Annotated in this window: 20 protein-coding genes and 3 tRNA genes; 5 read left to right on the top strand and 18 right to left on the bottom strand. The window is 45.5% G+C overall.

Annotated features, from left to right (window positions below):
- Positions 1-39 precede the first annotated feature (39 nt).
- Entirely contained in the window at positions 40-378 is a 339-nt protein-coding gene (locus MNQ98_RS09090) for a L,D-transpeptidase (RefSeq protein WP_208914971.1), read from the top strand.
- Between the two features lie 188 nt (positions 379-566).
- On the opposite strand, the gene MNQ98_RS09085 is transcribed toward MNQ98_RS09090, so the two are convergent.
- From MNQ98_RS09085 to MNQ98_RS09075, 3 genes are all read right to left on the bottom strand, one after another.
- Entirely contained in the window at positions 567-962 is a 396-nt protein-coding gene (locus tag MNQ98_RS09085; protein ID WP_241932880.1) for a hypothetical protein, read from the bottom strand.
- Positions 963-979: 17 nt separating this feature from the next.
- Positions 980-1,666, bottom strand: a complete 687-nt coding sequence (locus MNQ98_RS09080; RefSeq protein ID WP_241932879.1) for a uracil-DNA glycosylase — start codon at positions 1,664-1,666, stop codon at positions 980-982.
- A 531-nt stretch (positions 1,667-2,197) separates the two neighbouring features.
- Positions 2,198-2,848, bottom strand: coding sequence for a copper amine oxidase N-terminal domain-containing protein (locus MNQ98_RS09075; RefSeq protein ID WP_241932878.1), 651 nt, complete (start codon positions 2,846-2,848; stop codon positions 2,198-2,200).
- A gap of 282 nt (positions 2,849-3,130) precedes the next feature.
- On the opposite strand from MNQ98_RS09075, the gene MNQ98_RS09070 reads away from it, so the two are divergent.
- A complete protein-coding gene (locus tag MNQ98_RS09070) occupies positions 3,131-3,451 on the top strand; it encodes a hypothetical protein (RefSeq protein WP_241932877.1) in 321 nt (106 codons plus the stop codon).
- A gap of 504 nt (positions 3,452-3,955) precedes the next feature.
- Here the strand turns inward: MNQ98_RS09070 and MNQ98_RS09065 are convergent.
- Positions 3,956-4,041, bottom strand: a tRNA-Leu gene (locus tag MNQ98_RS09065).
- A gap of 203 nt (positions 4,042-4,244) precedes the next feature.
- Between MNQ98_RS09065 and MNQ98_RS09060 the strand changes: the two genes are divergently transcribed.
- A complete protein-coding gene (locus tag MNQ98_RS09060) occupies positions 4,245-5,003 on the top strand; it encodes a polysaccharide deacetylase family protein (protein ID WP_241932876.1) in 759 nt (252 codons plus the stop codon).
- Positions 5,004-5,064: 61 nt separating this feature from the next.
- Here the strand turns inward: MNQ98_RS09060 and MNQ98_RS09055 are convergent, their stop codons facing one another.
- From MNQ98_RS09055 to MNQ98_RS09045, 3 genes are read right to left on the bottom strand one after another with little or no spacing between them, the layout of a single operon-like run.
- A complete protein-coding gene (locus MNQ98_RS09055; RefSeq protein ID WP_208915010.1) occupies positions 5,065-5,412 on the bottom strand; it encodes a DMT family transporter in 348 nt (115 codons plus the stop codon).
- Between the two features lie 19 nt (positions 5,413-5,431).
- The gene (locus MNQ98_RS09050; RefSeq protein WP_241933880.1) at positions 5,432-5,689 is read right to left on the bottom strand and encodes a DMT family transporter; all 258 of its coding nucleotides are present in this window, start codon (positions 5,687-5,689) and stop codon (positions 5,432-5,434) included.
- Positions 5,690-5,746: 57 nt separating this feature from the next.
- Complete coding sequence (locus MNQ98_RS09045; RefSeq protein WP_241932875.1) at positions 5,747-6,274, bottom strand: TetR/AcrR family transcriptional regulator; 528 nt, start codon at positions 6,272-6,274, stop codon at positions 5,747-5,749.
- A 191-nt stretch (positions 6,275-6,465) separates the two neighbouring features.
- Between MNQ98_RS09045 and MNQ98_RS09040 the strand changes: the two genes are divergently transcribed.
- Positions 6,466-6,642: a YjfB family protein gene (locus MNQ98_RS09040; RefSeq protein ID WP_241932874.1), complete on the top strand. Its 177-nt coding sequence runs from the start codon at positions 6,466-6,468 to the stop codon at positions 6,640-6,642.
- A 231-nt stretch (positions 6,643-6,873) separates the two neighbouring features.
- Here the strand turns inward: MNQ98_RS09040 and MNQ98_RS09035 are convergent, their stop codons facing one another.
- Entirely contained in the window at positions 6,874-7,281 is a 408-nt protein-coding gene (locus tag MNQ98_RS09035) for a hypothetical protein (protein ID WP_241932873.1), read from the bottom strand.
- Positions 7,282-7,469: 188 nt separating this feature from the next.
- On the opposite strand from MNQ98_RS09035, the gene MNQ98_RS09030 reads away from it, so the two are divergent.
- Positions 7,470-7,640 carry a hypothetical protein gene (locus tag MNQ98_RS09030; protein WP_241932872.1) on the top strand — a complete coding sequence of 57 codons (171 nt, stop codon included), beginning with the start codon at positions 7,470-7,472 and terminating at the stop codon, positions 7,638-7,640.
- A 2-nt stretch (positions 7,641-7,642) separates the two neighbouring features.
- Here MNQ98_RS09030 and MNQ98_RS09025 read toward each other — a convergent pair.
- The 10 genes from MNQ98_RS09025 to MNQ98_RS08980 all read right to left on the bottom strand — a co-directional run bounded on the left by MNQ98_RS09025 (position 7,643) and on the right by MNQ98_RS08980 (position 16,502).
- Positions 7,643-7,716: transfer RNA gene (locus MNQ98_RS09025), tRNA-Ile, on the bottom strand.
- A gap of 44 nt (positions 7,717-7,760) precedes the next feature.
- A tRNA-Met gene (locus MNQ98_RS09020) sits at positions 7,761-7,837 on the bottom strand.
- Between the two features lie 80 nt (positions 7,838-7,917).
- Positions 7,918-8,082 (bottom strand): hypothetical protein, encoded by a 165-nt coding sequence (locus MNQ98_RS09015; protein ID WP_200901466.1) that lies wholly within the window; start codon positions 8,080-8,082, stop codon positions 7,918-7,920.
- A 210-nt stretch (positions 8,083-8,292) separates the two neighbouring features.
- Positions 8,293-8,862 carry a TetR/AcrR family transcriptional regulator gene (locus MNQ98_RS09010; RefSeq protein WP_241932871.1) on the bottom strand — a complete coding sequence of 190 codons (570 nt, stop codon included), beginning with the start codon at positions 8,860-8,862 and terminating at the stop codon, positions 8,293-8,295.
- Positions 8,863-8,866: 4 nt separating this feature from the next.
- Positions 8,867-9,658 (bottom strand): ABC transporter permease subunit, encoded by a 792-nt coding sequence (locus MNQ98_RS09005; RefSeq protein ID WP_241932870.1) that lies wholly within the window; start codon positions 9,656-9,658, stop codon positions 8,867-8,869.
- Positions 9,655-10,569: an ABC transporter ATP-binding protein gene (locus MNQ98_RS09000; RefSeq protein WP_241932869.1), complete on the bottom strand. Its 915-nt coding sequence runs from the start codon at positions 10,567-10,569 to the stop codon at positions 9,655-9,657. The genes MNQ98_RS09005 and MNQ98_RS09000 overlap by 4 nt, the downstream gene beginning before the upstream one ends.
- Before the next feature lie 178 nt (positions 10,570-10,747).
- Entirely contained in the window at positions 10,748-11,395 is a 648-nt protein-coding gene (pyrE, locus tag MNQ98_RS08995) for an orotate phosphoribosyltransferase (protein WP_241932868.1), read from the bottom strand.
- The gene (gene pyrF / locus MNQ98_RS08990; protein WP_241932867.1) at positions 11,392-12,129 is read right to left on the bottom strand and encodes an orotidine-5'-phosphate decarboxylase; all 738 of its coding nucleotides are present in this window, start codon (positions 12,127-12,129) and stop codon (positions 11,392-11,394) included. Before pyrF ends, pyrE begins: the two co-directional genes overlap by 4 nt.
- A gap of 22 nt (positions 12,130-12,151) precedes the next feature.
- Positions 12,152-15,358 (bottom strand): carbamoyl-phosphate synthase large subunit, encoded by a 3,207-nt coding sequence (gene carB / locus MNQ98_RS08985; protein WP_241932866.1) that lies wholly within the window; start codon positions 15,356-15,358, stop codon positions 12,152-12,154.
- A gap of 1 nt (position 15,359) precedes the next feature.
- Complete coding sequence (locus tag MNQ98_RS08980) at positions 15,360-16,502, bottom strand: carbamoyl phosphate synthase small subunit (RefSeq protein ID WP_241932865.1); 1,143 nt, start codon at positions 16,500-16,502, stop codon at positions 15,360-15,362.
- Between the last annotated feature and the right edge of the window lie 29 nt (positions 16,503-16,531).

The following is a 16,531-nucleotide window of genomic DNA, read 5'->3' as shown; positions in this document are numbered from 1 at the left end:
TCCCTTCACATAAGATAGGTGAAGAAGGAGTGATTCATTATGCCAAATTACCGGATAATCGTTGATACATCGGATTATCAACTTCATTTGCTTGACGGGAATCGTGTGGTACACACCTACCCTATCGCTGTCGGTAAACTAGCTACACAGACACCTCCTGGAAACTATACGATTGTTAATAAACAGCCTAATCCTGGCGGACCCTTTGGTTCATACTGGCTAGGCTTATCAAAGCCGCATTACGGTATTCATGGAACGAATGACCCTTCTTCTATCGGAAGATCTGTATCCCACGGTTGTATCCGTATGTACAACAAAGATGTCAATGAACTGGCTTCTCTTGTCCCAATCCATACCCAGGTGACGATAAGGCACTAATTTATTATGAACAGTAATCTCGCTTTTCTTCAAATCATATTAATATGGTTAATGAGTACTGTTTAGCAGTTTTTAGGTGCGACATTATACATAACAGCTTTTTATTCAATCCTATCCTGTTGAGAATTTGAAAAGGCGCCAGAGTTACGGCTGGCGCCTTTTTTGTATACATTTTATTATCGTATAGTTCAAACTCTTCCGCGTAGAGAACGCACCACGAAGCTGTGTTCATCTTTACGCAGACGTATACCATTCGACAACGTAACCGTTTCTGCATCATGTGCTGTCAATATCGCTTGAGATGCCGCTAAAGAATCCCCTCTCCACACCATCACATGTGAGCGGAAATATACGGCGTTATCAAATTGTATGGAATGATTAATTTTGTAGCCAATACTGTTCAAAGACGGAGATCGATCCGCCCTTTCAATCTTGGCAATCGCATGAAAAGGCACAACAACATCGCCCGGTACGATCACTAATTTCTCATGCACACTGTCCCATGTTTTCAGCACACCTTCGACCGCGACTTTTGTACCGTCACGACGCTGTACAACAACTCGACGACCAATCCAATGTTTCAATCTGGCCACCTCCTGGACTATTTCGCTTCCGCAACCGGTATGCCGGGAATATCCCAGTTTACCGTTTCAATGCCCTGCTCTTTCAAAAAAATACTTGACGTTGAAAATGGTCGGCTTCCGAAAAATCCTTTACGTGCTGCTAAAGGGCTTGGGTGACTTGACTCTAGCACCTTATGCCGGCTCCGGTCAATATAAACCCCTTTTTTTTGCGCGTAGCTTCCCCATAAAATAAACACCATTGGAGTTTCACGTTCATTTAATTTCGAAATAATGGCGTCCGTGAATCTTTCCCACCCCAGTCCTTTATGCGAATTAGGTTGTCCTTCTCGAACGGTTAGTACTGCATTCAGAAGCAGAACGCCCTGGTTAGCCCAATGCATCAAAGATCCATGACTTGGGGTAGATATGCCGGTATCCGATGTCAGCTCTTTATAAATATTATGTAATGATGGAGGTATTTTAACCCCGGGTTTAACGGAAAAGCTAAGGCCTTCAGCCTGCCCGTAGCCGTGATATGGATCCTGGCCCAAAATAACAACCTTTGTTTCCTTGTACGGGGTCTGCTTTAATGCACGGAAAATATCCTCTTGAGGTGGATATACGGTATAATTCCGATACTCCTCAGCTACTTTCAATCGCAGCTGCTCGAAATAAGGCTTCTCTACCTCTTCTTTCAGAAGTGAATCCCAATCGTTATTAAACAAAGATGTCTCCTCCTAGCAGATATTCCGGACTATTTAAGATGCATAGAAAATATTACACTTTTTTCACCAAAAAATAAACCGACTTCCCATCCGGGAGCCGGTTTATTTCTTCACATGCTTATTACGCTGTAAGTATGCCGAGGACGGGGGTCGAACCCGTACGGTAGTCACCTACCGCAAGATTTTAAGTGGTTTGCACCACTTAACGCAGTCCCATAGCGGTAATACAGCGTTTTTATACGTTAAATCGGCGCTAGGTACACGAGGACCTCACCGTTAATTTATACGAAATGTGATTCTTTTACGCTCGCTGCTGCTGACTGTAATAATAAACAGTAAAGTAAGTTCTCAACTCGGGACAAGAACTTACATCGTTAAAACAAAAAGCCGCGGCTTTCGCGACTTCTTATGAATGTATGTTCTTGTCCACTGACAATTTTTCTTTTCTTTCTCGTATCCGCTATAATTTCTGATGATAACAATTATCTATAAAGTAGTTTTAATTAGTAAAAAATATACTTACGATGATAATTAAAACAATCCTTCTGTATCCACATAAAAAGGAAATGATGTTGGTACACTATGCGATTCAAAGTAAAAATGTATGTTTTTTGTTCCTTTCGAAATACTTGCTATCTGTATAGTACCCGTCACTTCACTGTTACTATCAATTAGTTCATCTAAGAATCTTTTTGTAGTAATACTCCAGTTATCGTTAATTGGTGTAAAGAAATACGATGCACTTGTAGTGTATGACTTTCTACCCTTAATATTATCATCAGCTCTAATTCGTGAAAGATCAACTTTAACTCGCTTATCACTATCATTTTTTATTGTAATATTTAATTGGACTTTCCCATCGATTTTATTCAGAGAATTTAAAGTGATTGTTACATCGTCACGTGTAATAGTAATTGGAAGCTTTTCGAACTTTTCGATTTGAATAATCGCTCCCGGTGAAACAGAAAAACCAGTCTCTTGGCCAAATTCCTTTAATGGGACGTATAAGCGATTATTAATAGAAACTACAGGATCATCAAATACCGTTTCAGAACCATTAATTATTATTTTGCTATTTTTAATAGGAAAAGCTTTTAAATAGTTATCCGCTGCATAAGAAACTCCAGAGAAAAATATAGCGCCACACAGGAACGCGGATACAATTTTCAGTTTTTGTCTCATTATTCATTCTCCCAACCTAATATTTACCATTATTATATCAGTATCGACAAAATAGGTCTATATATTTAGGCTAATTATAGTTAGTAGTTAGTAAGAACTATTGATTTAATCGAAGTGGCGGGATTCGAACCCGCGACCTCACCGACCCCAATCATCTAAAACTTGTAGGATCTTTTGAAAGGCCTATAAGATTTCATTGTTATTGTGCCTCTTTAGCCCCTTAATGAACTTGGACACTAAGAGTGTATATGGCTTACACTAATAGTACAAGGGGATGAGAATATGACGAGAAATAAACATTCAATAGATTTTAAACGGCAAGTGGTGAAAGAAGCAATTGAAACTGGAAATAAAGCGGCCGTTGCTGGTAGATATGAGATTGCTGCTAACATGCTTCATCGATGGGTAAAGGAATTCGTGGATTTAGCAGTTTGCCTTAGATTTTTCCTGCGTATTTCCCTAGCGTTTTTCGTCCGCATGTACGACATCAAATTAACGCGGCGAACTCTTAAAGTAAGACTGCGTAACTATGCGATGCATAGCGCGCACGTTCAACCGCCTCGATCATTTCGCTATCAATGCCGGATAACTGCGCTATCTTAATTTGAAGTTTTAGACTGACCGCACGCATTCCGGTCTCGACGCCCGCGATTAACGAACGACTGACACCGAGTTGCGCGGCGAACTGCTCCTAGAGGAAACCCAGTTTTATACGTATCGTCCTTACCGCCATCGAATCCATATACAATTGCCCCTTTCTGTATAGAAATGTCACCTATAATAAGCCATCATGGGGATGATTCCCCTACACCTATACCTTTTTGTCGCCAGTTAAAACTCTTCTGTCTCCTTCTCCGAGGATTTTATGGTTACTTATTTGTTTATGGCGCTGAAAATCCTCAAGGACCTCGCGCCAATGTGGCCGCTCTCCTTTCGCTGGTGTGATACTCCGTAATCTAGCCAAAACAAAAACGCCTCCCTTTCGGTGGCGTCTTCGTGTACCTCGCGCGAGTCCTGTGTACCTCCGGATGACTCCGATACAGATACGCAGGACCTCCCGCTTATAGCGGCCAATTTAACGTTGATGTGACCGCATTTTTCGTTGAATGCCGAGGACGGGGGTCGAACCCGTACGGTAGTCACCTACCGCAGGATTTTAAGTCCTGTGCGTCTGCCTGTTCCGCCACCCCGGCATAATGTCAATGTGCGCCAACTGAGCAATATTTGTTTCATCGGCGACAAAAATGATAATACCACGTATCTATATATGCTGTCAATATGCAGTATGATTTTTAATCCGATCCGATCCTTCAAAAAAAAGAATAAAATCACATCCGACTTCAAAGAATAATAAGAAAATGTCAATTTCCATGACAAGCAAAGGACAGAATAACCGATGAGAAAACTCTGTTTACCGCTGCTGTTCGTCATCACCTTTTCACTAATCACGTCCCCTGCGGGTGCAATGCCTTCAGCAACTAGTAAAAAACGTGATTATTACGAACAACGCGGCGAAATTGTGTGGGAGGTCCCTACCCCAAAAAAGGTGATTGCTTTAACCTTTGATGACGGTCCTGACGATGACTCAACGGTCAGAATTCTTGACTTGCTTAAACAGTATGATGCTAAGGCTACTTTTTTTGTTGTCGGCAACCGCGTGGAGAAATATCCTGAGGTCGTCAAGCGTGAGGTGGAGGAAGGACACGAGATCGGAAATCATTCATTCAGCCATCCGTCATTCGAACGTATCGGCAGCCGTCTCATTACATCAGAGCTGGATAAGACCCAGGAAGCCGTTTATAAAGCAGTTGGACAGAAACCGGTACTTTTCCGACCTCCGGGGGGCAGCTACAGTGAATCGATCGTACAGTTTTGTAAAAATAACGGTCTCCTCATGATTTTATGGTCCTGGCATCAGGACACGCTGGATTGGAGGAAGCCAGGCGTTGATAGAATCGTAAACAAAGTTTTGAAAAACGCACATAACGGCGATATCGTACTCATGCATGATTTTGTGTCAAACGGTACGCAGACCTCAGACGCGCTGGAAATTATTTTGCCTGAGCTGAAAAAAAGAGGTTATTCCTTTGTCACGATCTCTGAACTGCTTTCATACAGAGAGCAGACAAAAAATTACATGCAGGTAAATCATTAGACATCTAAAAAGTCTATGTATCTTATCGGTACATAGACTTTTTTTATATTTTTGCTTCCTTTTAAGCCGTGGAAGGTTCCGAATCTTTAGACCCACTCTGAGACTTGTTCAAGAGAACAATCCCGATAATGACAAGAACCAGGGCAATCCCTTTCATCAGAGACAAATGCTCCTGAAATAAAAGCACCCCAATGATGGCTGTGAGCGCGGTACCGATCCCTGACCAAGTTGCATAGGCGGAAGATAACGAAATACTTTTCAGGGCAAAAGACAGACACATGAACGACCCGAGGTATCCTGCTGCAACACCTATGGAAGGCCACAGCTCTGTAAATCCTTCTGAAAGCTTCAACATGGTTGAGCCGAAAGCCTCCAATATAATTGCAAAACCCAAGTACACAGCACCCATCCCCCGTGTTCCTCCTTTACTAAGATAAATTAAGCATCACGATGCCGATTATAAGAATAGCGATCCCGAGTATCCCCTGCCGATTCACTTTTTCTTTAAACAAATACACCCCGATAATGACAGTTAGTATCGTCCCCACGCCACTCCATGTTGCATAAGAAAGCCCAAGTGGAAGAGCCTGCAAAGCCTTGGACAGCATGTAAAAAGCTGCGGTATAACCCAAAACCACGCCAATAATCGGGGTGATTTTCGTAAATCCGTTGGATAGCTTCAGCATCGTTGAACCAAACACTTCCAATAATATAGCTGCTGCCAAAAAAAGATAAAAGACCACCTATTGAACCTCCTTGATTTGTTGAAGAATATAAGCAATAATCCGTCTCTGCTCTTCCTCTTTCAGCTGACCCATTCCGAACATTTTGGAATACCAAAGACCATCACAGGCCAATCTCAGTGACAACCCCAGCTCGAAAGGAATCCCCTCTTTCAATACTTCCTCTGTAAATCGGGTGCATTCCTCGTTCCACTTCTCCAGCACGGCTGCATGGTTAGCGGAAGCTGCCAGCACACTTGCATCTATTCCTAAAAATTCAGTCTGAAACAGATCATTCAAGGTAGCCTCTGTGTAAGCCTCTATATAATTTTTGCCTTTACTCATCTCTCCCCTTATGCGATCCCTGAAACGTTCAATCGTATATAGGTTCAGCCCGCTAATAAGCTCTTCTTTATTAGGAAAATGGTACAACAAACCGCCTTTGCTGACGCCCGCTTCGTTTGCTACGGCTTCCAATGTAAGCGATCCTATTCCCCGGGTAATGATAATTTTGGATGCTGCCTCCAAAAGCTTTTTTTTAGTAGACATGAACACCCTCCTTCCACTATACCGTCCGGACGGTATAGATCATTATTATAACATTTTCTTCGTTAAATTTCATACATTTTTTATTTTGACTTTCCGGATGACTATTGATTCATATTTCACAGATTGTGAAGATCCTTTTTCGCTAAGAATAACCATACTTCTGCCGATATTATGTTATGGGGAGGTGTCAAATGGACATTGCAGCATTATCTATATCCATGAGCCAGGCTTCATTATCTCAAGCTGTCGGTCTTAGAGTATTGAGCATGGCAAAAAACCAGGCTAACATTCAGGGTCAGGGCCTAGTGCAAATGATGGAGAAAAGTGTAGATCCAAACCTGGGGCAAAAATTGGACATCTCTGTATAAGAAAACCGTCTATCGACGTATTTCCTAAGAAGACAGACCGCTTTTAGCAGAGGTTTTTCTTGCGATATAGGGAAGCGGACTCAAGAAGTTTATATTCTCTAATATCTTAAACAAGCCTGCAGAATTTAATCTGCGGGTCTTTTTTATCAAGCCATGAAAAGCCATGCCCTGAGTGTCAAAAGCAATTCATCCAAAGAAAAAAGGCAGCCACAATGGACCGCCCCCGAATGATTAATTAATCCGTTCCTCTGTCTCTCTTGCCAGCATCCACTTGTCATTAATCAGCTGCCAGTTCTCAATCGTAAACAGTCTTGCTAACACGTTCCCATCTTTTTCAATCAAGAGTTCATAAAACACAGCAGCATGATTCGCATCCTTTAGCCGGATAACTCTGTTTTCAAATTTCTTCTTTGCCCCTAAAAGCTGGTTCACAGACTGCTTCATACCACTTATAGATTCATCCCGGTTGAACATCGCTGGCTTGTCTTTGGCTCCATCGAAAAATGCAACATAGTAATCTTCCGTCATTCTTTCTAACGAAGAGGTATCACCTGATTCCATTGCTGCGTTCCAAGTATGGATAAATTCATCGTGCATTTTGGTGAAATTCATTAATTGATTTCCCAACAATTTAACCATTGATTACCCAACCCCTCACCTTCTCTTCAAATGTAACACATATGATTATTCTATATTTCTAGTGTCCAGGAAAAGCTAATTCTCATCGAAGAATATAAAGTCAGATATGTTTATTGTCAACTCTCCTTTTACATATGCTGGAACTAACGATAAGGTCTTCCGTAATTATTGTTAAGGAGTGGATATGAATGTTTACGATACTGCTTGGTGTTCCTCTGTTTGCGCTCAGCCTATATGTTATCAAAAATCCAGATTCCTACTGGGTGATCATTATTTCTAGCACTCTTCTTACTGTTTATCCAACGATCCCATTTGTCTGTAAACAGCAAAAAACCCTTGCTACGCAAGGGTTTTCGTAAAGTGGGCCCTGAGGGACTCGAACCCCCGACCAGTCGGTTATGAGCCGACCGCTCTAACCAACTGAGCTAAGGGCCCTGATCACATACAAATTCATATAAGGACAAATCCATTAGATAAATTGGTTGCGGGGGCAGGATTTGAACCTACGACCTTCGGGTTATGAGCCCGACGAGCTACCGAACTGCTCCACCCCGCGTCATTAGATGTCTTTAACAGCGACAAGAATAAATATACAGCATCTAGTACAGTGAAGTCAAGTATAAATTTTAGAATTTCTCATGGGATATACCTCACCCCATATCGTCCTTTTCTGGAACGGTACACTTCTACAACCTGGGGATCCCCATAACCAAACAGCCAAGCGTCCTGTTCCAATCGTTTGGCAAAACATCCGGCTTGAAATTTAGTTGTATACAGCTTACCGTAATAAACCCAGTTCATGACGTGACGCTCCTTATCTGCATTCATTTTCATCCGATGCTTATTATACCCAGCAGTCCTACAATCATTCCAATAACATTCGCCTGATTTACACGTGATTAACTCACCAGCACTGTTTTGCCCTTAAAACAAAGGGTCTCCCAGCTGCCATTTATACGGCTTTTAGGACACCCTTCTAAATGAAATATGATACATCAGTCGATACTTGCGTTATCGTTGCCCTTCAATGATTCCATGATACAAAATAATCATTAGCTGATCGCCGACCGCGCTCAAGCTGCCCAGTCCGTCGTACCATTCAGATCTCGCCGTAAATTCCTTCATAAAGGTCAGGAAGGCGACCAGCAGATGTGGCGAGATATCCTTCCGGATTTGTCCCAACTGTTGCCCCTTAAAAATCATCATTTCAAACTCCGGAATGATCTTTTCCCGGTTGAACGCCATCAGCTTCTCCATCTGCTCCGGAAACTTAACAAGGTCCGTGATAAACTGCTGTGTTACATTCATCGAAAAGCGTTCCTGCTCTTTATAAAACACAGTCAGCGCATCCAGCGGATCCTTCGCATTGTCCATTACCTCACGATACAGATTCCAGGACGTATCGACAAGACTGTCAACCACATGATCGAGCAGACCTTCCTTACTCTGATAATAATTGTATATGGTCATTTTGGAGACAGGCACCGCCTCCGCAATCTGCTCCATGCTCGTTTGCAAAATACCTTGCTCTAGAAACAATCGTTTTCCCGTTTCCAGTATTGCGTTCTTTTTAGCGCTCATGGTTTTAGCCCAAGTCCCTCCTCTTCAAAATCAGTAGGCCTGCCACTGTTCCAGCCGCATACAGCCCTAATGTAACAATCCATCCTGCGGCTGGCAGTTCGCCACCCTTAACTATATCAAATGCATCAAATAAACGGTACGGTGAGATAACGGACAGCTTTTCCATCATCTCACTGCTTCCCGATAAAAGATTAAGCAGAAATGCCAACACTGCAATGCCTGCACCAGCCGAAACAGCTGTAGAAGATACCCAGGATGTGAGACCATATCCAATTCCCATCAGAGACAAAACAAGCAGATATCCCACCAACAGAAGACGCAGCAGATATCCCAGATGCTCCAACTGCCCCGATGACTCTGCTAGCAGAAGAAGAAGGAATGTGCTTAATACGTACACTATAGTCATATGCAGCCAATGAGCTGCCGCTTTGGACCAAAAAATCGTAGAGCGGCTGTAAGGCAGTGCAAATAAATACTCGTAAGTTCCTCGATCCTGTTCCTTGGCAATACTTCCTGCGGCCCAAGCTGTTGCAAACGAAGATAATATGACCATAAAATAAGGAAACACCTGTGTAGCCAAATAACCCTCAAAGGTCTGAAAACTCTCTACCTGAATGTTAAAAGCTTTCAACAGACCCTCCGGCATTCCCTTGATCAACCTCACCATCTCCGGATTGTTGACATATGCTTCCGCTTTACCTAACAGCAATACAATAAAGACTAAGGTTATAAACAAACAGATGTAAAAGCTGCGTCGGTTTTGTCGGAGTTCAAGAGAAATAAGGTTCCATTTCATCGTCTTCCCTCCTTCTCTCCATCAGCTCGGTAATCATCCATAAACAATTCCTCTATGGTCGGCCGGCGTATCGTAAGATCGGCGATAGGAAGCTGTGAAAGTTTACTCAGTGCAACCTGGAGCGACTGTCCCGTTTGAAGCAAATGATGAGTGCCGTCAAATGTAACAAAGGGATCAAGCTCACGTAATCCATACGCTTCGATCTGATCTCCAGGCATTTCGAATTGAATAGAAACCTTATGGGTTCGATCATTCGACAGATCATCCAAACGGGATACACGAAGCAGTTGTCCTTCACGGATAAACGCCACACGTTCACAGAGTTTCTCTACTTCAGAGAGAACATGAGTAGAGAAAAAAATCGTCATGCCTTCTTTTTTGTTTAATTCCGTCAGAAGTGCAAACAATTCACGTTGAACTAATGGATCAAGGCCCGAAGTCGGCTCATCCAAAATCAGCAGCTCAGGCTGATGCAGCAGGGCCATAATAAGGCCAAGTTTTTTCCGGTTTCCAAGGGAATACGATTTAACCTTTTGCCCCGGGTTCCATTGAAGTCTTTCCGCATATTCCAGAGCTGATGTATTCTCCAACTTCAGACCGTATGCCCTAGCTGTCAGCTCCAATGCCTGCTTACCGTTCATATTCGGATAAGATATGATCTCGGAAGGCAAGTATCCGATTCGTCTACGCAGCTCCGGCTTCTCCTTGTCGAGAACAGTACCAAGCACCTTCAGTGTCCCCTTCGTCGGATACAATAGCTGCATGATCATTCGAATGGTTGTAGACTTCCCAGCTCCATTCGGTCCAATAAACCCAAACACTTCACCCTGGTTGACCTCCATACTTAAATCGGTGACACCGCGTTTGGAACCGTACATTTTGCTAATGCCAACAGCTTCTACAGCTAACATAAGCACACACCCTTTTTTATACTTTGAGTTTGTTTATAGTACATATTATTGATCCAAATATAACCATCTGTCAAGTCTTATTCTTACTCCAGAATGTCTTCAAGTATAAATAAACAAATAAAAAAAAGCTCTGCCCCCGTCATTTGACGAAAGGCAGCAGCCTCGAACAATATTGCTATTATTTTGTTTCACCGTATGCAGCTGGATTGGCTCTAAACGATTGAAGCAGCTCCAAATCTTCCTCTTGAATCCGGCCTTCACTCAGTGCCACTTCCGTTAATGCAGTATAGTTAGACAAGCTTTGCAGCGAGATGCCTGCTTCAGAGAAAGCCTGTACTGCTTTATCCATCTGGTAGCTGAATATTGCGAGCACCGCCAGCGCCTCCGCTCCAGCAGCCTGAACCGCCTTAGCGGCCTTGAGCGAGCTGCCCCCGGTAGAAATCAGATCCTCTATTACGACGACCTTCTGCCCCGGTTTAATATGACCTTCGATCATATTTTCCTTGCCGTGGCCCTTCGCTTTGTCACGGATATACGCCATTGGAAGGTTCAGCTTCTGGGATACCCAGGCTGCATGCGGAATTCCGGCTGTAGCCGTACCTGCAATCACTTCAGCATCCGGGTACTGCTCACGAATGATGGAAGCGAACGCTTCTGCAATATAGTCACGAATTTCCGGGTATGACATCGTCAACCGGTTGTCACAGTAAATCGGAGACTTAATCCCGGATGTCCATGTGAACGGCTGGTGCGGACGCAGGGCCACCGCTTCGATTTTTAACAGGTATGATGCGATTTGTTGTGGTATTTCGGCTAATGTACTCATGCTCCGGTCATCTCCTCTATGATTTGTTCTGCAGCTTGTCTTGGATCCGGCGATGCCGTGATCGGACGGCCCACAACCAGGTAATGGCTTCCTCTTGAAATAGCTTGTCCCGGAGTCAATACGCGGGCTTGATCACCGATACCGGACCCTACCGGCCGGATACCAGGGGTTACTGTTTTAAAATCGTGACCACATGTTGCAGAGATCGCTTCTACTTCCAGAGAAGAAGCAACAACACCGTGAAGTCCTGCTTCCTTCGCAAGCGAAGCATACCGGACGACCGCCGCTTCAACAGAGCCGCTAATCCCGATTTCTTCATTCATAACGGTCTGGTTCGTGCTAGTCAGCTGGGTCACCGCAATAATTACGGGCATGACAAGGCCCGGGGTTTCTGCCACTGCGGCCTCCGCCCCGGCTTTTGCCGCCTGCATCATGCCGACGCCGCCTGCAGCATGGACGTTGAACATATCCACCCCGAGACGTGTCACACTATGCGAGCCGCCTTTTACCGTATTCGGAATATCATGCATCTTCACATCTAGAAAAACCGAGTAGCCTCTTTCTTTCAAGCTTCTTACAAAATCCGGACCAGCTGTATAAAACAGTTGCATTCCCACCTTCATATAGCATGGAATGCCCTCCAGCTTCCGGACCAATTCGGATGCCTGTGCGGCATCCGGGTAATCCAGGGCCACCATCAGGCGGCCCGCCATTTCTTTATACCCGGCGTTCATTGTACCCCTCCCTTATTAAGTGTTATACAGGCATTGCTTCTGAGGAGAAGTTTATCGTCTCCAGCATCGTAAGAAGCTCCCGTACCGTATCCAGGGATGTCATACAAACCACACCGTTCTCCACCGCTTCACGGCGGATCCGGAATCCGTCACGCTCCGGTGTCTTTCCTTTAGTCAGCGTGTTAAAGACGAAGTTCGCTTCACCGGTGCGGATCATGTCAAGAATGTTAGGCGTTCCTTCGGACAGCTTGTTAACCGTTGTCACGTCGAGTCCCGCTTCCTTCAATGCAGCTGCAGTGCCGCCGGTAGCGATGATTTTGTAACCTAGCTTATGGAATCCTTTCAGCAGGGCTGCTGCTTCTTCCTTGTCCTTATCCGCCACTGTAGCAATAATTGCTCCTGTTGAAGGAATCTTCATGCCGGCGCCGATCAGACCCTTGTAAAGTGCTTTGGCATACTTCACATCGCGTCCCATAACTTCGCCTGTTGACTTCATTTCTGGACCAAGCGTAGGCTCAACACGGCGCAGCTTCGCGAAAGAGAATACCGGTACTTTTACCGATACATGCTCGCTTTCAGGCCACATGCCTTCCTCGTAACCGAGGTCTTTCAGCTTGATTCCGAGGATAGCCTGAGTAGCCAGGTTAGCCATTGGAATACCCGTTACTTTGCTTAGGAACGGTACTGTACGGGAAGAACGTGGATTCACTTCAATGACGTAGACTTCATTTTTGAAGATGATGAACTGGATGTTTACAAGTCCATATGTTTTCAGTTCTTTGGCAATTTTGATCGTAATTTCTGTAATCTTTGTTTTCAGTTCATCTGTAAGGTATTGTGGCGGGTAGACTGCGATAGAGTCTCCGGAGTGAACACCAGCACGTTCCACATGCTCCATGATACCCGGAATCAAGACTGTATCGCCATCGCAGATGGCGTCCACTTCCACTTCCTTCCCAAGCATGTAACGGTCGATCAAGACCGGATGCTCCGGATTAATCTTCACTGCTTGTTCCATGTAACTCAGCAGTTCGCTGTCGGAGTACACAATTTCCATCGCGCGTCCGCCAAGCACGTAAGAAGGTCTCACCAGAACCGGGTAACCCAGCATCTGTGCGGTGCCTACTGCCTCATCCACCGTAATAACCGTTTTGCCCTTCGGCTGAGCGATGTTCAGTCGGGATAACAGTGCTTCGAATTTCTTACGGTCTTCGGCTTCATCGATGCTTTCCAGGCTTGTTCCAAGGATATTCACCCCTGCTTTTCTCAGCGGTGCTGCCAGGTTAATTGCAGTCTGTCCACCGAATTGAACGATGACGCCAACCGGTTTCTCCTGCTCGATGACGTTCATGACGTCTTCGAAGAACAGAGGTTCGAAGTATAGGCGGTCCGATGTGTTAAAGTCAGTCGATACCGTTTCCGGGTTATTGTTGATAATAACCGCTTCATAACCGGCTTTCTGGATAGCCCATACCGCATGTACGGTGGAGTAGTCGAACTCGATACCTTGACCGATCCGGATCGGACCCGAACCAAGCACGATAATTTTCTCCTTCGACGTCTCGATCACTTCGTTCTCTGTTTCATACGTTGAGTAATAGTAAGGTGTTGAAGATTCAAACTCTGCCGCACAGGTATCAACCATCTTGTACACCGGACGAAGATTGTGCTCATGGCGAAGGAACCGGATCGATTCTTCGGTTGTGTGTGATGCTGCCTTGCCTTCGGCACGCAGCTCCGCAATGGCGCGGTCCGTAAATCCGAGGCGCTTCGCTTCATACAGTGTTTCATATGTCAGTGCAGCTTCGCTGCGAATATGACTTTCATATTTAATGAGTTCTTCAATCTTATCGAGGAACCACCAGTCAATGTTGGTCAGATCCTGGATTTGTTGCAACTCATAGCCGCGACGGAAGGCTTCAGCGATTAAGAAGATACGCTCGTCATCCGCTTTAATCAGCCGCTGTTTCAGCACTTCTTCACTGAGTTCCTCCGCACCCTTCAGGTAGAGGCGGTGCACACCGATCTCAAGCGAGCGGACCGCCTTGTGAATCGACTCTTCGAACGTACGGCCAATGGCCATAACTTCGCCAGTCGCTTTCATTTGGGTGCCCAGCTTACGGTTCGCGGAAGTGAATTTATCAAACGGCCAGCGTGGTATTTTGCTGACGATGTAATCCAACGTTGGCTCGAAGCAAGCGTATGTTTGACCAGTAACCGGGTTTACGATTTCATCTAGGGTGTAACCCATGGCGATTTTTGCTGCCATTTTGGCAATCGGATAGCCAGTAGCTTTGGAAGCCAAAGCCGAGGAGCGGCTTACCCGCGGATTTACCTCGATGACATAGTATTGATAGCTGTTCGGATCCAGCGCGAACTGCACGTTGCAGCCACCCTCAATGTTCAGCGCACGGATGATTTTCAAGGAAGCAGATCTCAGCATTTGGTATTCACGGTCGGACAGTGTTTGGCTTGGAGCCACAACGATGCTGTCACCCGTATGCACGCCTACTGGGTCAAAGTTCTCCATGTTGCAGACAACGATACAGTTGTCGTTCGCATCACGCATGACTTCGTATTCTACTTCTTTCATGCCAGCGATACTTTTCTCAATCAAGCACTGGTTGATCGGGCTGTAGCGGATACCCGAGGATACCGTTTCGCGCAGCTCCTCTTCATCGGCACAGATACCGCCCCCGGTGCCACCCAGTGTATATGCCGGACGAACGATCAGCGGATAACCGATCTCTGCGGCAAAATCAAGCGCTTCTTCCAGCGTTGTTACAATCGTGCTCTCCGGTACCGGCTGCTCCAGTTCACGCATTAGCTCACGGAACAGGTCGCGGTCCTCCGCCTTCTCAATAGAATCAAGCTGTGTGCCGAGCAGTTTTACGTTCTCCTGTTCAAGAATGCCGGCGCGGGCCAGTTCCACGGCCATGTTAAGACCCGTCTGACCACCAAGTGTCGGCAGCAGTCCATCAGGACGCTCCTGACGAATGATTTGCGTGACAAAATCGAGAGTGATCGGTTCGATATATACTTTGTCTGCCATGTTCGTGTCGGTCATGATGGTAGCCGGGTTGCTGTTGATCAGGACAACCTCAATACCTTCTTCTTGCAAAGCCTGGCAAGCCTGTGTGCCGGCATAATCAAATTCCGCTGCCTGACCGATGACGATCGGTCCCGAGCCGATGACGAGAATTTTTTTCAACTGTTCATTTTTAGGCATATTAGCGAGCTCCTTTCACGGCTGCGGCCAGAACCGCTTGACGCGGCTTCCGGATTTCATTTTTCTTGTGGTGTGCGATCATTTCAAGGAATTCATCGAACAGGTAACTGCTATCATGCGGTCCAGGAGCGGCTTCTGGATGGTATTGTACCGAGAAAGCCGGATATTTAGTATGTTTCAATCCCTCAACCGTTTTGTCGTTGTTGTTGATATGTGTAATTTCAAGGTCCGTACCCGCGATGGAATCTTCGTTTACGGTATAACCGTGATTTTGTGATGTAATGTAGCAGCGACCGCTCGACAGTTCTTTAACTGGGTGGTTGCCTCCACGGTGACCGAACTTCAGCTTCTCTGTATCTGCGCCAGACGCAAGTGCGAACAGCTGATGACCGAGACAGATACCGAAGATCGGATATTCGCCAAGAAGCTCCTTAATCATATCGACAGCGTAAGGAACGTCTTTCGGGTCCCCAGGGCCGTTCGAAAGTTGTATACCGTCTGGGTGCAAGCGGCGGATTTCGTCTGCTGTCGTGTCGTGAGGTACGACGATGACATCGCAGCCGCGTGCCGTCAATTCTCTCAAAATACCGCTCTTCGCGCCGAAGTCAACGAGCACGATACGCTCTTTTTGACCCGGGCTGGTGAACATTTGTGGAGTGGATGTACGGGCTACCTGGTTCCGGAGCTGCGGAATCGATGTGTCGTTCAGCATTTCCATCAGCTCTTCCACCGGCTTAGAGGATGTTGTCAAGATCCCTTTCATTGTGCCGTGGTGGCGGATAATCCGTGTAAGCATCCGAGTGTCGATTTCACTAATTCCCGGTATGCCGTACTCCTTCAGCAGACTATCCACACTGTACTCCGCGCGCCAGTTGCTTGGTACAGGCTCATGCCGGCGAACAACAAAGCCATGTACGAACGGCCGGATCGCCTCAAAGTCGTCCCGCGTTATACCGTAATTACCGATCAAGGGGTATGTCATCGTTACAATCTGCCCACAGTATGATGGGTCCGACAGCACCTCCTGATATCCTGTAATTCCAGTATTGAAAACAATCTCTCCGGTCATTTCAGCATCCGCTCCGAAGGCTTTTCCGCTGAACAGCGTGCCGTCTTCCAGTAACAATCTTGCCTGTGCCTGCATCCCATTCACTCCTGTCATCTATGTGTAAA

It is taken from the genome of Paenibacillus sp. N3/727 (assembly GCF_022637315.1).
GTDB classification, from domain to species: domain Bacteria; phylum Bacillota; class Bacilli; order Paenibacillales; family Paenibacillaceae; genus Paenibacillus_AQ; species Paenibacillus_AQ uliginis.
Note: the sequence above shows the minus strand (reverse complement) of the source record. Positions and strands in the feature narration are given on the sequence as shown.